This window comes from Dyadobacter sp. NIV53, from assembly GCF_019711195.1.
Taxonomy (GTDB): domain Bacteria; phylum Bacteroidota; class Bacteroidia; order Cytophagales; family Spirosomataceae; genus Dyadobacter.
Genome location: NZ_CP081299.1, coordinates 7,533,867 through 7,550,602, shown reverse-complemented (window position 1 = coordinate 7,550,602; position 16,736 = coordinate 7,533,867). Strand labels below are relative to the sequence as shown.

Genomic DNA, 16,736 nt, shown 5'->3' with positions numbered 1-16,736 from the left:
ATTATAAATTATTGTGAGTTTTGGGCAATTAAAAACTCTGCTCGAAAACGTTCTCTAATACTTTCAAATCAAATTTTACAAATGAACTCCACATATAAAATCTCATTTCGTACGAAGCTCAAAAACAGTAAGTCATTTCAACGCTTACACGACTGTCTAAAAAGATTAAACGTAAAACACTGGGCATACGATTTTCAAAATCTAATGCTGACTTTAACATCCGATATGCCTGATTTTAAAAGGATACAAACAGCGCTACAAGTACGCCGGTTATTCCTGCGATTTTATAAAAATGGAAAATTTTAATGATGGTGAAGTCCTGACTTTTTCATAGAAGCTAATTAAAGAGAGATTTGACAACTTTTAGAAAGTTGTCAAATCTTATCAAATGTTATCTTTAGTTCCTCTACAACTATTCAGCAAGAGAAGAAACCATAAAGCTCAGGAAATAGAAAACCTGCTCCTGATTTTTGATATGGTTCCGGGCTGCCGATAAATCATCACCAACCTTTATGGTATATGCACTTTCAGGTAGAACTTCAAACATATCTTCATCTGTCGTATCATCTCCAATAGCCAGTATGAAGTCATAATCGCCATTTTCAACAAAACTTCTCGCCGCAGTTCCTTTATTGAAAGCTGTCTTTTTCACCTCTACAACTTTATTACCGTCAATGATCTGAAGATTAAGTTCGGGTTGGATAAAGTTTTTTAGCTGCCATGACAATTCCTGTGCTCTTCTGTTGGCATAATCTTTATCTTCGGCCGTACGGTAATGCCATGCAAGTGAGGTTTCTTTTTCTTCTACAAAAGCCCCGGGGCATCTTTTTGCGTATAAATCCAGTATAGGACGGATACTCTCCTTCCAGTTTTCCTCATAGTTTTCATTAAGTGTCCATTCTTCCTCGCCTTTTGTTTTAATCAAAGCGCCGTGTTCTGCAATAATATGAACAGGAAGATCACGAAAATGCTCATTTAAGAAATGCCTGTCACGGCCACTGATTATAACTATAGTATCTCTTTTTGCAATTTCAAGAATTAATTTTTTTAGACTTTCTGATACGATCGCTTTTGAAGGATCGGGCACAATCGGTGCAAGTGTGCCATCATAATCAAAAAATAAAATTCTCTTTGATGAAGAAGTGTAAGCATTGCGGATCGCATCAATTCCTGTATTGGTTAAAAATACCTGTTTTAACCGTTCGTGTTCTTGTTCCAGCATAATCATTTGGGTAAAAAAATCATTCGTCCATGCAAATACGTCGTATTCGCGTATTCTTTCCCGCATGGCGTTCATTCGTTTAGTTTGTTCTTCAGCCGGCATATGAAACGCCCTTTGAATGGCATCGGCAATATCCTGCCTGTCTAACGGATTTATAATGAGCGCTTCGCCCAACTCCGCAGCAGCTCCGGCCATTTCGCTGAGAATCAGCACGCCGTGTGTATCTTTCCGGCTGGCTACATATTCCTTACAAACCAGGTTCATACCATCTCTTACTGGTGTAATCAAGGCAACATCACTGGCAGTGTACATTCCAATAAGTTCCTGATAAGGCATAGAACGGTACTGATAAATGATAGGCTGCCAGTATATATTTCCATAATTGGCATTGATCGCTCCTACCGTTTGGTCAATATCCATTTTCATTTGCTGATATTGCTCAATTTTGTCCCTGGACGGAACGACCACCATGACAAAAGACACTTTTTCATGCCATTCCGGATAATGTTCCAAAAAGCGTGTGAAACCATTTAACCTGTGTAATATTCCTTTTGAATAATCGAGGCGGTCAACCGAGAAAATTATTTTTTCTTTTAACGACTCCCGCGCTTCCGTTCTGGCTTTCGCTACTTCCGGGTCATCATATGCATCATTAAATTTAGCAAAATCTATACTGATCGGAAAAGAATCAACCTTAACGATTCTGTTGCTCATATTGATGTAATGAAGTTTATTTCCATATCCGGAAACGAGCCTGGCCGATTTTAAGAAATATTCTACATAATCGTTGGTATGAAACCCGACTACATCAGCGCCAAGAATGCCATCAATTAATGCCTTCCGCCATTTAACTGGTAACAACCTGAACAACTCATAAGAAGGAAACGGGATATGGAAAAAGAAACCTATTTTGTTTTCAGGATATTTGCTCCTGATCATCTCGGGCAAAAGCATTAGCTGGTAATCCTGAACCCAAACTACATCCCCCGGCTGAATAATTTCGTCCAGTTTATCGAAAAACAATTTGTTAGCTGATTGATATGCATCAAAATAAGCATCTTCAAATCTTGCGAGCGATGGGAAATAATGGCATAACGGCCAGATAAGGTTATTACAGAAACCTTCATAATAATTTTCATTTACATCGTCTGGTATAAAAACCGGGTGCGCCTGAAAAGAATCGTTGGCCAGTGACTGCCCTTCCAGTTCTTCGGGAGTGTTTTCTGTAAATCCAATCCACTGAATTTTATCTTTGGATTTAAAGATTGGTTCCTGTTGTTCATGAACCAGAGAAAGTACCGCCGACACTAATCCTCCTGAACTTTGGAAGAGTTGAACCTGGTCATTTTCACGAATAATTTTAAATGGAAGTCGATAGGCAATAATGATTAATCTTCCTGAATTTTCTACTTTTTTCAAATCTTTCATAATTTTCAAAGCGTCCGGATTCTGAACGCGTTTGATTAAATATAACTTTTTTCATGCTTAAACCCAAATTAACAGTAGCTATTTTGGTTGATGACTATCGGAAATTTAAATCAATTTAACATACAACTAATTGAATAACAACATGTTTTTCAAATCTGGAAGTAATAAATGTTCTATAAACCAATACAGTTAAAACTTAGTAATAATAGCATCAATCCTTCAATAAGGATCAAATAGTTGGAGGCATAAATCGTGCCAGGAAGGCGAAAGAGGATAAATTTATCATGCTTAAATATTCTGTAAAGTATTTAATATAATTAATGAAAGAATTATTTAAACTTTCAATTGTTTTTTATTCCTTCCAATAATGGCAGCAGCAATTTAATTTCATTTTCAAGATCAAATAGTAATTGTGCTATATAATCAGGCTCATAGGATTGTAAATGTTCAAGCGTATCGGCTATGTCTGTCGCATCCGATAAAAATGCGGATGCCGTAGCACCTTTCAGCCTGTGCCCGGTTGATTTAATTCCACTTAAATCCTTGTCATTTTGGTACTTCTTCAAATCTGCCAGACTTTTCGTTAACGATTCACTGGTTAAAAGTAAAAATTCTGAGATAAATTCATAATCATCCATATAAGTATCCCGTAGCTTATTCATATCGAAATGAGAATTTAACGGAAAAGACAGCCGGTTATCATTTTCGTTTGAAACACTTGTTTCAGATAACCCCAAGAACTTGTTGAATATCTGCCTGATATCATCTTCTACAAAAGGTTTGGCAATAAAGTCGTCCATTCCTGCTTCAATACATTTGTCCTTCTCCCCTTTTACATTTCCGGCAGTAAGCGCAATTATCGGAACATGCCTTCTTCCAGGTAAATTCCTAATTGCCAGAGTTGCCTCATAACCATTCATTTCAGGCATTTGAATATCCATAAAAACAATGTCCGGCAGTTGATTATTATAAAAATTGACAGCTTCTGCCCCATTTTCTGCCTCCATTATCAATGAATTCGGGGCTATTTTTTTTACAATAGTTTTAGCAAGAAACATATTGACCGGGTTGTCTTCAGCTATTAATACCAGAAATTCTTTACTGCTTACTTCACTTGTTTCCTCATCCTGAAAAGATTCCTCTGCTTTTTCTTTGTGTGATAACCTGGAAAGGCATAATGAAATATCACTAAGTTTTATAGGTTTGATCAGCCTGTAATTTACGTTCAGCTCCTCACAGCCTTTTAAAACCGTCGCATCATCAGCAGAACTGTTCAGCAAAACAACTGGAAGTTCATCTGTATCTTTTAACAAAGTTTCTCGGATTACCCTGATCGTTTCCAGTCCATCCATTTCAGGCATGTGGTAATCCATCAGCACAGCGTCATAAACCGTGTCTCCGCTAATTGCATTAATTGCTTCGCGGCCATTTTTTACCTGATCAGACTCAATTTTCAATAACTGGAGCATCTTGTTCAGGATCGTCCGGTTGTTATCATTGTCGTCTACAATCAAAACCTTTTTAATGGAATCCACATTAGCCCAGACAATAGCTTCACCCGGCTCCGATTTCATGGTCAGGTCAAAATAGAAAGTACTACCCACACCCTGAATACTTTTTAATTGCAGCTGGCTTCCCATCATACCCAAAAGTTTGTTGGAAATAGTAAGTCCAAGCCCTGTTCCGCCATACTTTTTGGTTGTAGAACCGTCTTCCTGCAAAAATGCTTCAAAAATTTTATCCTGTTTTTCACTCCTAATCCCAATTCCCGTATCCCGCACAGAAAAACGACAGGATATGTCATTGCTTTCGGCTGGATTATATTTCAGGATTTCAATTTTGAGTTCAATTTCGCCGCTTTCTGTAAATTTTGAAGCGTTGCTAAGGAGATTAATGAGTACCTGTTTCAGCCGGATCTCATCCACCCAAATAAACCTTGGCAAATCTGCCGGCATATTCAGCAGCATTTCCAATCCTTTATTTTGGATCGGAAATGAAATAATATCAGTCGACTGCGCGACCATTCCGTAAATATCACATTTGTCAATATCCAGTTCCAGCTTTCCGGCTTCTATTTTGGAAAAATCCAGAATGTCGTTGATAATACCTAATAAGGCATTTGCCGACTGGTTTACGATCCTTAAATATTGCTTTTGCGTGTCGTTCAATTTTGTTTTTAATACAAGGTCAGTAAAGCCAATTACCCCATTAAGTGGTGTCCTGATTTCATGGCTCATATTTGCAAGAAATTCTGATTTCGCAATACTTGCCTGCTCCGACTGGATTTGTGCATGTCGCAATTCCTGGCGGCGAAGGATTATCTCAGTGATGTCCTGGGTAAAAATCATGATGCCACCAACTGTGCCGTCAAAATAAAACCATGGCCTGACCTCGGTTTTCAAATACTGGTCATGTTCCCAGCCAACCGGTCTCCATACCTCTTCTTCCTCAGTGAAAATATCGCCTTTCAGGCACTTTTGATGTATCTCTTTCCATTTCGGGAGGATATTGGGAAATACAGTATAGTGCGACAAACCAATGATATTACTACCGGTTAGCCTGTATTCTTCCAGCCATTTATTACTCACCGCAAGGTATTTCATTTCCTTATCGAACATGGCAACTGCTGCCGGGGCATGTTGTACAAAAGCGGATAGCCTTGCCTTTTCATTTATTAATGCCTGCTCCGCATTCTTCCTCGCAGACAGATCGGTGGCTACACCCAGATAACCGGTAATTGTATTGTGGAAGTCACGGATCGTAGTTACCACTACCAAAACAGGAAAGAGTGTGCCGTTTTTCTTTTTATAGGTCCATTCACCGACTTCGGAACTTTCCAGCTCAGCAGTGTGTACCAATGCCCTGAATCCTTCAATAGGTTTTCCGTACTTTTCTGTTAGTTTTTTACTATGCAACTGTATTTCTTCGGGAACGTAGATTAGTCCGGAGCCTGACTTGCCAATAGCTTCGTCACTCGAATAACCCAGCATTTTTTCTGCACCTTTGTTAAAGACCGTGATGATCCCCGATTTGTCAGTCGCTATAATACTAACCTCCGAGGCAGCATCCATTACATCATTCAGCAGCTTTCTTGAATTGACTATTTCCAGTTCTGCTCTTTTTTTATCGTCTATATCCTGAAATGCGCCATAGAGTCTCTTACAAATGCCATTTTCAAACTCAGCATTGCCAATTGCCCGCACCCATATTTCCTTATTTTCCGGAGTGATCATTTCCAGTTCCAGATCAAAAGATGTACCATCAGCAATCGCCTTTTCAACTGCTTCTGTCAGAGTTTGCCTGCTTTCTCCTTCTTTATAAAAACTCAACGCCGCTTCCAGATCGGGCATGTAATCCGGCTTTACCATATGAATTTGTTTGGTAACTTCTGACCAGTAAATAGTACTACGTACCAAGTCCATTTCCCAGCCGCCTACACGTGCAACTTCATTGGTTTGCCTAAGCATTTCCTGCATTTTCTGCAGGTTTTGTGCCATCTGATGGCTTTTTGTTACATCAATCGAATTACCAATAACATAATCAAATCCATCCTCGGCTTTAAGCAGGATATTGTGGTAACTCCATATTTTATAGGAACCATTTTTATGCATGGTTGTCATCAATCCGCTTGATCGGCCCGTTTCTCTTATTTCAGTCAGATAATCTTTGAACGCTCCGTGATGCCTGGCTGGAATGAGATCGTATAAACTTAGTTTGGAAACCTCCTCTTTGGTGTAGCCCAGAAGAACAGCGCCTGCCGAATTGACTGTGAGGAAGCGGCCATCCAGGTCATGTGTACACATCAAACCCTGGGAATTTTCAAAAAATGACCTGAATTTCTCCTCGCTTACACGTAATTTGTCCTCATTGATTTTTTCCTTTGTAATGTTTCGGGCAATGCCAAAAAGATTACCGGTTGCAGGTTCGGGCGTTGATACCCATTGCAATTGCAAATATTCACCGTCTTTCCTAAGGAATCTCTGGGAAAAATTGGCAGTATCTCCACCAGACAAAAGCCGTGCAACTTCGGTTAAGGTTTTTTCGCGATCATCAGGATGAATAAATTCGACGAATGGGGTCTTCATAAGGGTTTCTTCGTCCCAGCCCAGCAATCGATTAAAAGCCGGGTTTATTTTTTTCAGATATCCGTCGGTACCAGCAATGCAAATCAAATCATTGGATAATCGAAAAAGTGTCTCGAAATTTTTAAGGTCGTTACGTTTTCTTTGATTTACGATCAATGCCATTGTCTGGCTCGCCAGCACTTTGAGCGACTTTCTTTGTGATTCATTTAGGATTTTGGCTTTATCATCCAAAACGCAAATAGTTCCTAATGAATATCCATTCGGATCAACCAGTGGGTAACCCGCATAAAAGCGTACGTGAGGATCATTAATAACGAATTCATTATCTACAAATCTTTCATCTTTCGTTGCATCCTGCACTTCCATTAGCACATTATCCATAATGGTATACTGGCAGAACGCAATTTCTCTGGTCGTTTCTTTTACATCAATTCCTTTGGTCGATTTAAACCATTGCCTGTTTTCATCGATCAATGAAATCAATGACATAGGAACATCGCAGATCAGGGAGGCCAGTTCGGTAATTTTATCAAATTCTTCTTCACCCTCAGTATCCAGAATCAGGTAATTCTGAAGTGCTTTTAATCTTTCATTTTCATTGTCAGGAATGGGAAGAAATTTCATTTGAAGTGAAGTGGAGCAAAGTTGCAAATCAATTTAATCTCAATATTGATCTTAATATATCAGAAACCTTCAATAAACGCAAACCCTAATGATATCGTTAAGTTGCATTCTGATTTCTACTAAACCTGCATAATGAAATCAGATTTTTTAAGATCAGCAGTCTTAGTATAGAAATTAAAATCCATCAAAAATAAAACAAATAGAATTAATTAAGCATTAAAATAGAAAATAGTTCGATAGTATTCAGCTTTTTCATTTTTAAATTTGAAGTAAATAAGGGAAAACTATTTGGCATTACGGCTTTTTTTGGCCAATAGTATTCCATGAAGTTTCTTTCCCATTTCTGGTCTCTACCAGCCAGACCCTTGAAGCAGAATAATATTTTTTCAGGTATTTCCGGCCATTGCGAATACCGGTGACACTGAATGCAGTAGCTAGTACATCAGCATCTGTTGCATTTGGGGAGATAACTGTTGTCCGTACATGATACTGAAGCCCAATACCCGTTTTTGGATCGACAATATGTGAATACTTTTTGCCCTCAAATTCCAGATAACGGTAAGTTGGACCCGAAGTTGCTACTCCGGCATTTGCCAGCTCTATGGTTCCAAGCGAGTCGCGGCCGGAAGATACCTTTATTTTCCAACCTTTTGCAGCTGGCGGAGGATTGGTAATAGCCAGTTTACCACCCGCATCTATCAGGGCCGAAGTGATACCAAAGCTTTCCATAACTTTTATTGCTTCGTCGGCAGCAAATCCTTTCCCCAAACCCCCGATATCCAGCCTCATTCCTTTTTGAGTAAGCATGACGCGTCGAGTTTCGGGATCTAGCAGGAGTTTCCGGTAGCCCGTTTTTTCCATTGCTTCTTTAATCTCGTTTTTATCCGGCAAATATCCTTTCCGCACAGCTCTACGCCAAACCTGTACAACCGGCCCCAGTGTTACATCAAAACTTCCATCAGTTTTTTGACTGAAATCCTGGGCAACGGCCAGAATATTAAACAAATCCTTACTTACTGCAACCCATTTGCCAGTGCCGGAAGTTGCGGATAGTTTATTGATCTCGCTGCCATCCCGATAATCGCTCAATGAATCGTTCAGTTGCTGGATCCTTTTAAATGTGCTGTCAGCTGCCTGTTTTGCCAGTGTATCATTTTTAGCATAAAATGTCAGCACAAATGGTGAACCCATCATCCCTTTTTCATAAGAGTAGCGCTGGACTTGTGCAAACGCCAACTCCGACGTCACTGAAATGAACAGAATAATGTGAAGAATTATATATCTAAATTTCATTTTTAATGAATAATGCCTGTTGCTTATAAAAGGTTTGACAGAACCTGGCGTGCCCCACTAGGCGTGCCCCACTTCAAAAGTTGTTAAATCTGAGTTATCAAAAGCTTTTCCTTACTATTCCTGAATATAATGTTCCTTTTTGGAGGCTGCCCTATGTGCAATTTTATCAGCAATAAAAGGCCAGGCAAGCGTAACTGCAAAAACACTCGCGTAAAAGTATTGCCAGTTAAAAACTGAGTCCATCAGAAATTTTGGATTATTACAAAATGCGTGAAAAAGGGCCGTGAATAGGACATTTCTGGTTGTGAAGTAAATCAGGAACAGAAAAATACCTGTTACAAAAATATTTCCCAGAGAACTCAAATCCGTATTGTACTGAAATACAAAAGCCGGAATATGTATCAGTGTAAAAAGTAAAAGCATGAAAATCAGTATTGCATTGGCAGGAATCCAGAATGATGCCGAATGTACAAAACGAACAGGGAAATACCGGAACAGCCATTCTTCCATTGCAGCACCTGGCAGGGAATTCAATAGAAATACACCTGAAAAATTTATCCAGTCACCTTGATCAATCGATATAAAGCTGTTTTTATCCAGCATCGTAACCAACCCGAGAGACAATAAAAGTACGATCACAAAAGCAATAATTCCTCTCCAGACAGCTTTAAGTTTAAATGGATCTGTCAGCCAGAATACATTTTCTTTAAGTAAAGCTTTTGTCATTATAAATTGAAATGTATACAAACTTAGCCCGGTTATGATCCGGCGGTTGGAATCCAGCAAATACACTTTCAATTCGGGTAAAAGCATTAGCAGATTAAAGCCAAGGATCACAAGGCAGTTTGCCAGCAATATATGTGTGAACAATTTTACGGACATCCGGTGCTGTTTAACTATGATTTGAACGTGACAGATCAGGCAACTTCTTTCGGATCCCGAACCAGGATCAGGATGATATGTACGATCAATAAAAGTTGTATCAATCCTAAAACCAGGATACCAATAATTAACTGGTTATTAAGCTGTTCAAGCTTTTGATATTCAGCAATGGAAAGCGAATACCCTAACGCCGTTTTTGAATCCGGAGGTAAACCCAGAAAACACATCAAATATATGGCTATTCCTGTGGTTCCGAAAACATGAACATAGGTAAGTTGATTTATGCTTTTTCTTTTTCTGATTAACCAATATGCCAAACTGCTTATTGCCAGAATGACGGTAAACAATCCGGCTAAAACCGGAATAGGAACAACAATATAGGCATTATTTACTTGTAAATCTGCCAGGTAATCCCGTTTAAATACTGCGATTAACATGACAGCAACAATGGTAAAACTTAATGGCAAAAACGGTTTTTCAGTAATAAATTTCTTTAGCATTTACAGGTAAATCAGTTTGATACAATTTTGCTATCCGTGTAGCTGAACCATGATAAAGTCAGTTACACAACGATCGAAAGTATAAATTAATTAAGGTAACTCAAAAATCCTCTTTGAATTTGATAAGGCTTCAAATTTAATTTACAGTAGCTCAATATGCATTTTCCCTTTCCCTGTAATAACCCTGTTTTATTACTGTATACACCAAAACCGAACTTCAAACTGCTATTACGCTATGTTCATTTTATACAGATCATTTTCCATTCTCACCTGTTTACTTTTGTCGGGTGTATTTTTTGGACTTTGCCAAAATTCAGTCGCTCAATCCGGGCCGAAGCCACTCGTAAGCCACATCTATACAGCGGATCCTTCGGCTCATGTATTCAATGGTAAAATTTATGTTTATCCATCACACGATGTTGAAGCAAATGTGCCGCAGGATGATGAAGGCGGGCATTTTAATATGCGTGATTACCACATTCTTTCCATGGACAATGTTGACGGAAAAGTTACGGATCATGGTGTAGCGCTTGATATAAGTAATATCCCATGGGCTGGCCGCCAATTGTGGGCGCCGGATGCGGCATTTAAAAACGGGACATATTTTCTTTATTTTCCGGTAAAAGACAAAAAAGATGTTTTCCGGATCGGAGTGGCTACGAGTAAATCACCAACCGGTCCGTTTAAAGCCGCACCAAATCCCATTCCTGGAAGTTATAGTATAGATCCGGCCGTTTTCACTGACACAGATGGAAATTCATATATGTATTTTGGTGGGATCTGGGGCGGACAACTTCAACGCTGGCACACGGGACAATATGAAACAAATGGCTCAAAAACCGATTTGTCGAAAGATCAGGAACCAGCGTTAAGCCCCAAAGTAGCCAAAATGAGTAATGATATGCTGACTTTTGATGGCGAAGCAAAGGATGTTGTGATCATGGATAAAGAGGGCAAGCCGCTTACCGGCGGAGATCATGACCGACGCTTTTTCGAAGGTGCGTGGATGCATAAGTTTCAGGATAAATATTATTTTTCCTATTCTACGGGAGATACTCATTTACTGGTTTACGCAACCAGTAATTCGCCTTACGGCCCATTTACTTATCAGGGAGTGATTATGCAGCCAGTAACCGGCTGGACAACGCATCATTCGATCATTGAGTTTAAAGGGAAATGGTATATTTTTTATCATGACGTAGAGCTTTCTGGAAAAACACATCTCCGGAATGTAAAAGTTCGTGAATTGAATCGTGAAGCTGATGGAAGTATTATAACTATTACACCTTAATAACTTGATACAGATTATTTTTCCTTATATAGGTTGCTAATCAACTAACACGCATTTCCAGCTACAAAAACCTAAGATTGTAAATGCATGGTAACGCTGATCACAACCCGGAAATCGTATAAATAATCGTAGTAGTATATGTTTTGACGGGCAGCAGCACGGACAGGCCTTCGATTTTGTATTGAATGGGGACGTTGTCGCGGCTGAAACCCAGGCCGAGCAGCCCGGAAAAGAATGCCTGGCTGGACGTGGTGAGCTGGATATAGGCCGCCCCGCCGCCGATGATGGCCCCGCCCGTGCCGTCGCCGGTCCGCCGCACGGATATTTTCAGGGCCGGGTCCCAGTTCGAAATCCCGCTTTGCTGCACGCTTACGCCCCATACAAGCAGGGAATTCACCTTCAAAAGCGTATGTGAAGCCGCGCTGGTTTCTATATGCTCATAGTTTTTGCCGCCCTTTGTAATGACAGATGACAGCGCAGGTACGGACCAGGTAGAACCACCCGCCCCGTTGGTGACCGTGATGGACTGTGCAGAAGTCACAAAACTTATCAGGGCCAAAAGAAAAAACGGGATGTACTTTTTCATCAGTTATCTGCCATGGTATAACGTACAGTCACACTGGTTGTTCCGCTCCTGATGCCGGCGTAGGTCTGGATTTCCAGTGAATATCTTAATTTAAATCCATGTGTACCATATCCGGTACCGGTATAGGCACCCTTGATGTTGTCAATAAAAGTGGCCGCCGTGCCGCTCAGGTACACATTGCCCGTTACATAACTGCTGCCGCCGGTAAAGCCCAGCCCGTCACCCGTGTAGGGTGATATGTCCAGCCGCAATCTTATACCGGGCGGAAGGCTGCCGACCACGTCGCCTTTGATGCTCCTGGACCCGCCGGAGGTTACTGCCGAAGTAAATATCAGCCAGTTGGCCGCATTAAAATTGGAGGTCCCGCTGATGGCCCCGGCTTCGGTGGGCGCGGTCATTTTCAAATTAAAATTCGTGGAACCGGCCGGCAGCAGGTCCACCAGCGCCACCGAGGGCATGGTGATGCTGACATTGACATTGGCGGCCGTCTGCGCATGACAAATGAGACTTTTTAAAAGCAGGAAGATCGAAAATACATATTTCATTTTTTGACAGAGACTTCAAAATTCTTGGTTGAAAAATGGATGCGTTTTTCGTTGGGCCTGACCTGAAAGGACACGTCCAGGGCTTTGTCCGTTTCAATGACCAGTTCTCTCTGGCTTTCTTCGATCACAAACCGGTCCTGGCTGCCGGGGATATAAGCCGAAAGCGTCCAGTTTCCCGGTTTCATTTCCTTGAACGAAAATTCATTTTTGTCGTTCAGCTCGGTCAGGAAACTGGCCGTTTCATTGGCCAGTTTCACCAATACCGTTGGCCGCTGGCCTGAAACGGCAGATAACCCTTTTTGATTGGGTTGTACAAATTCCACTTTCCCGGTCACACTCCCGGTGCGGATAAACGGTATGGCGATTTCTTTTAAACTGTCCGGCCTGACAGTGACCAGAAACGGCATTTTTATATCCGCCACCACGCCGTCATTTTTGGAATCATTTTGTGAAATACTCAGGTAATATTGGTCCGGTGCAATCCCCTCGAATGAAAACCTGCCGCTGCTGTCGGTCAGGAATTTATGATTTCCCAGCTGGACCAGATTCCCTTCCTTGGGGAACCCTGATCCTATTAATTGCCCCCTTACACGGCCAATGTTTCTCTTTTTTGCTAACGGGATATTCAATTTCAGGGCGTATTTCAAACTGAAAAATAAGGTATTCTGGTTGGCGTTCTGCAGGTTGGGGACAAACGAACGCCCGCCGCTCAGGGACAGGCGGTGCCTTTTCAGGTCAAGTGATAACGACGCATCCATAAAACTCCTTCTTTCGTAGAGCTCATCAGGCGCATAATTGTTCCGGTATAGAAAACTTGCGTATAAATTTCTTTTCAGGCTGATCCTGGCGTTCCCGCCATAAAAGAACAAATCCTGCACCACATCGGCGCCCGAAAATTTACTGGTGTGCTGGTGTTCAAGATATCCCCCCACCCATAACCACGGGAAAAACCTGACAGCAGGCTGCGCCAGATTGGAGAATGATTGTCTTTTTCCGGTATTGTCAGCAAGCAGCAGGTTTCTCGAATAACCGTACCTGCCCTGGTAGAACAGCGTGAACCGGCCGCCGTTATAATGGTAGGAAATGTTGCCAAAGTTTTCGGAGTAATGGAACTGCGCAGGCTTTTGCCGGTCCTGCTTTTCCTGGACAGCATAAAAAACAAAAAAACGGTTCTTTTTATCAAGCTGGTAAGACGTAAAGGCCATATAGCTGTTGTCCTTGGGCGAAACGCTGTAATAGGTTGCGTCCAGGCCTGGGTTCACATTGGAAAAATTACTGCTGGCGCCCAGTGCCAGTTTCCGGCCCAGGTTGAAGCCGATATTGGTATTGACCAGCAGGCTGTTGTTGTAAAACCCGTAGAAATCCTTTCCGGCGTAAACCAGGTTGCCCGTAAAATTCATCCGGGCCCCGCTCAGCTGCAACCTGGCAAAAGCGCCGTAACCGGTTTTGGCTTTTGCATGTCCGGCGGCCAGTTCCGTTTCCAGCTGCACACGTTTCGTGCTGAGCGTGCCCGAAATCCCCAGCAGGTTTGACCAGAACATTTCACGGTGGAACACCACATTTTTGGATATATAATTCAAAGCAATGCTGGAAGCCCCCCTGTTTTATAAACAAACCTGCCGCCCACCGATTCTTTCTGGTTGGGATAAAACCTTGCTTTCTGGTAGAAGACAGTATAGGCCGTTTTTCTGAACTGCTGTTCCACTTTCAGCCCGCGGCCAAACCGGCCAAATTCCATCAGGCTGCTTAGTTGCAAAATGTAATCGCCGGCAGAAATGAAGGCCTTCTTTTTATAGTTGTATTCCAGTGAATACTGGTCGTAGCCCCCGATGGCAGGAAATGCAAACTGGTTGGGCCCCCGGACGGTAAAATCGGCATAATGCTTTTCCTTCTGGTCCAAAAACCCTTTTCCTGAAACAGCATACTGGTAGGCCACCATTTTTTTGTCCCCGTATTGGTAGGACAGGTAACCGCCCCCGGCCTCGACCGGAAATCGGAAATAAGGGTCAATCTTCCTGATTTTAGATGAAAAAACCGGAATTGTAACAACCTGATAGACCGGCTGTCCCGCGCCTGCCACATTTATGGTAACATCCGAGGAACATTGCCATGCATTGTTTTCAGTAACAGGAATAATCTGCAAAACCGTGACTTTTGTCTTTGCGCCCGGTTCAAGCGTAAGGCTGTCCTGTACGTTCTCGATTTTCCCGCGGTTGGTTTTCAGGAAAACTTTTTCTGTCCGGTTCCCCGAATTCTGGACCAGGTAGGTGACGCGCAGGGTATCGCCTTCTTTGACAAATCCGGGCTGTGAAACGACAAATACTTCTATTTTCCGGGTTTCCTGAATACTGAGCGGTACCTGTGCAGTTGTCTGGCCCTGGTTGGATGACAGCTTAAAACGGACCATAAATTCCCCTGCCTTGCAATCTGAAGGTGTCCCTATCACAAAAAAATACCTGAGCTGCTTTTGTCCGGCTATCCGCACAGGTATGCGTTGGGACAGCAGGCTCCACTTTTCAGGTAAAACGATATTCCCGTCAAGCGGATCGGGTAGAGCACTATCAGATTTTACATCGAAAAATAAAGTAAAATGTCCCCCGGGTACCACTTTTCCGGGAGAATTTGATAAAGTGACCAGGATTGGCGATTGGCATACCCCCCTCAAATCGATCAAAACAATAAATATGATAATGAGCCGGATCAATCTGTTGTATCGGGATAAAATGGCGTGTAATCCACGTTGAATCAGTAAATCGAATACTAATAAATCTTGCTTTAAAATTATTCAACCTGTACCGAGATATTGGAACCGAAGAGATCTTTGCCCGTATCGGCAATGATCACACAATCATATTTGCCTGGCGACAAGTCATTGACCGGGATTTCGAATATATTGCAGTAACCCGGATAGACCATCCGGGTACCGGGTTCGGTCGTTTTTAGCTTGTCTCCGTTTTTGTCGTAAATTTCAAGGCTCACCAGCGCACGGGAGCCAAAAATACTGTTGTTCTTTAACGTTACTTTGAGAAAAGACTGCCGTTCCGAAATTTTTTCGAACGAAACATCCTCAAACGATAACCGGGGGCCTTCAAAGCTGCCGACATCTACAATGATCTGTATTGCGTAACGTACTTTTGAATTGACCTGTACCCCGTTTTTGGGTTCATCACGTACCGGTTCGGCCACTTCCACCATTACCACTTCCCAGTAAGTCCCGGGTTCAGTCTTCTGCTTTTCTGTTTCAATGCTATACCTGACCTCGTATTCCTGACCGGCCCCAATAAGTTTTTCGTCCACGTTGGTCTTAAGCCTGTCGCCTAGTGAACGGCCATGGCTGCCGGTTCCGGGGTACACCACCGCCTGGCCGCATGCCGGCAGCAGATCCTGCCGGTAAACCAGTATACGCGATTCCTGGTCACCCTCATTTTTAACTCGCACTACGCCCTGGACCTTCACAGTTGCATCTGTTAGTGTGTGTATGTGTGTCAGCCCGTTCAAAATAACCACAGATGCCTGAAGATGTGCCGGTAATAATAGTGTTAGAATGCTTGTAACAACTAATTTCATTATCATCAGATTGGGTAAGCAAGCCGGGCCGGCCGGGCTTAATTAAAAAGGCACGATGCCCGGCCGAACCGGCTTCCGGTAAGATTGTCCCGATAAATTTTAATTGTCAGCCAAAGTATAAGTAACTGTTACTGTTGTGTTCCCGGAGCGGAGATTCGCATAATTAGCATCAGCAGCAGCAAAAGTATAAGTCAGCTGGTGTCCGTTGTTTGGCCCCGAAACCGTGTAGGCGCTCCCGATCCCGTTGATCAGCGTCTGGTCAGAAGCTGTCAGGTTAAAGCCAGCCGTTGGCGTTCCTTTTGTTCCAAAACCGGATGCAGAAGTCCCGGCCACCAAATGGATATCTACCCCGTTTACCAGTGCGCTTGAATTCACATCAACCCTTTTGGTGGTTGTCCCGGCCTGGATCGACGAATAGTTCAGCCACAAAGAATTGTTCAGTGCCGGAGCGGTCAGTTTGTCCCCGGCTTCCAGCGGGGTAGGCTGCGTAAAAGTGGCCGTAAAGTTTTTGGTCCCGGCAGTTTCCAAATCCAGTAAGGCCACAGTTGGTATTTCAACCGTAATCTGGTGGTTGTCCGTATTGGTGTCCTGCGCAAATAAGGAAACGGACGACCCTAGGGCCAATGTCAACACAAAAGTAAATGTGAGATTGGTAAGTTTCTTTCTCATAAAATGTAAACTAATTAATTTGTGATTGTTTGTAATATTTATTC

Annotated in this window: 12 protein-coding genes; 1 reads left to right on the top strand and 11 read right to left on the bottom strand. The window is 42.2% G+C overall.

Going from position 1 to position 16,736, the window contains the following annotated elements:
* Nucleotides 1-412 precede the first annotated feature (412 nt).
* The 5 genes from KZC02_RS31140 to KZC02_RS31120 form a co-directional block, all read right to left on the bottom strand.
* Nucleotides 413-2,650, bottom strand: a complete 2,238-nt coding sequence (locus tag KZC02_RS31140; protein WP_221392221.1) for a bifunctional alpha,alpha-trehalose-phosphate synthase (UDP-forming)/trehalose-phosphatase — start codon at nt 2,648-2,650, stop codon at nt 413-415.
* Between the two features lie 341 nt (nt 2,651-2,991).
* Nucleotides 2,992-7,359: a PAS domain S-box protein gene (locus tag KZC02_RS31135; RefSeq protein WP_221392220.1), complete on the bottom strand. Its 4,368-nt coding sequence runs from the start codon at nt 7,357-7,359 to the stop codon at nt 2,992-2,994.
* 294 nt (nt 7,360-7,653) lie between these two features.
* On the bottom strand, nt 7,654-8,652 hold the full coding sequence (locus KZC02_RS31130; protein WP_221392219.1) for an FAD:protein FMN transferase: 999 nt from the start codon (nt 8,650-8,652) through the stop codon (nt 7,654-7,656).
* A 114-nt stretch (nt 8,653-8,766) separates the two neighbouring features.
* Nucleotides 8,767-9,534, bottom strand: a complete 768-nt coding sequence (locus KZC02_RS31125) for a CPBP family intramembrane glutamic endopeptidase (protein ID WP_221392218.1) — start codon at nt 9,532-9,534, stop codon at nt 8,767-8,769.
* Nucleotides 9,535-9,569: 35 nt separating this feature from the next.
* Nucleotides 9,570-10,034, bottom strand: a complete 465-nt coding sequence (locus KZC02_RS31120) for a hypothetical protein (protein ID WP_221392217.1) — start codon at nt 10,032-10,034, stop codon at nt 9,570-9,572.
* Nucleotides 10,035-10,269: 235 nt separating this feature from the next.
* Between KZC02_RS31120 and KZC02_RS31115 the strand changes: the two genes are divergently transcribed.
* Nucleotides 10,270-11,325, top strand: coding sequence for a glycoside hydrolase family 43 protein (locus KZC02_RS31115; protein ID WP_221392216.1), 1,056 nt, complete (start codon nt 10,270-10,272; stop codon nt 11,323-11,325).
* A 100-nt stretch (nt 11,326-11,425) separates the two neighbouring features.
* Here KZC02_RS31115 and KZC02_RS31110 read toward each other — a convergent pair whose 3' ends face one another.
* The 6 genes from KZC02_RS31110 to KZC02_RS31090 all read right to left on the bottom strand — a co-directional run bounded on the left by KZC02_RS31110 (nt 11,426) and on the right by KZC02_RS31090 (nt 16,692).
* Complete coding sequence (locus KZC02_RS31110; protein ID WP_221392215.1) at nt 11,426-11,911, bottom strand: hypothetical protein; 486 nt, start codon at nt 11,909-11,911, stop codon at nt 11,426-11,428.
* Nucleotides 11,911-12,369 carry a hypothetical protein gene (locus tag KZC02_RS31105; RefSeq protein ID WP_229253907.1) on the bottom strand — a complete coding sequence of 153 codons (459 nt, stop codon included), beginning with the start codon at nt 12,367-12,369 and terminating at the stop codon, nt 11,911-11,913. The genes KZC02_RS31110 and KZC02_RS31105 overlap by 1 nt, the downstream gene beginning before the upstream one ends.
* An 83-nt stretch (nt 12,370-12,452) precedes the next feature.
* Nucleotides 12,453-14,036, bottom strand: coding sequence for a carboxypeptidase-like regulatory domain-containing protein (locus KZC02_RS32350; protein ID WP_229253906.1), 1,584 nt, complete (start codon nt 14,034-14,036; stop codon nt 12,453-12,455).
* Nucleotides 14,033-15,130 (bottom strand): hypothetical protein, encoded by a 1,098-nt coding sequence (locus tag KZC02_RS32345; protein ID WP_229253905.1) that lies wholly within the window; start codon nt 15,128-15,130, stop codon nt 14,033-14,035. Before KZC02_RS32345 ends, KZC02_RS32350 begins: the two co-directional genes overlap by 4 nt.
* A gap of 107 nt (nt 15,131-15,237) precedes the next feature.
* Nucleotides 15,238-16,023 carry a hypothetical protein gene (locus tag KZC02_RS31095; protein ID WP_221392213.1) on the bottom strand — a complete coding sequence of 262 codons (786 nt, stop codon included), beginning with the start codon at nt 16,021-16,023 and terminating at the stop codon, nt 15,238-15,240.
* Nucleotides 16,024-16,122: 99 nt separating this feature from the next.
* Nucleotides 16,123-16,692, bottom strand: a complete 570-nt coding sequence (locus KZC02_RS31090) for a hypothetical protein (RefSeq protein WP_221392212.1) — start codon at nt 16,690-16,692, stop codon at nt 16,123-16,125.
* Nucleotides 16,693-16,736 lie beyond the last annotated feature (44 nt).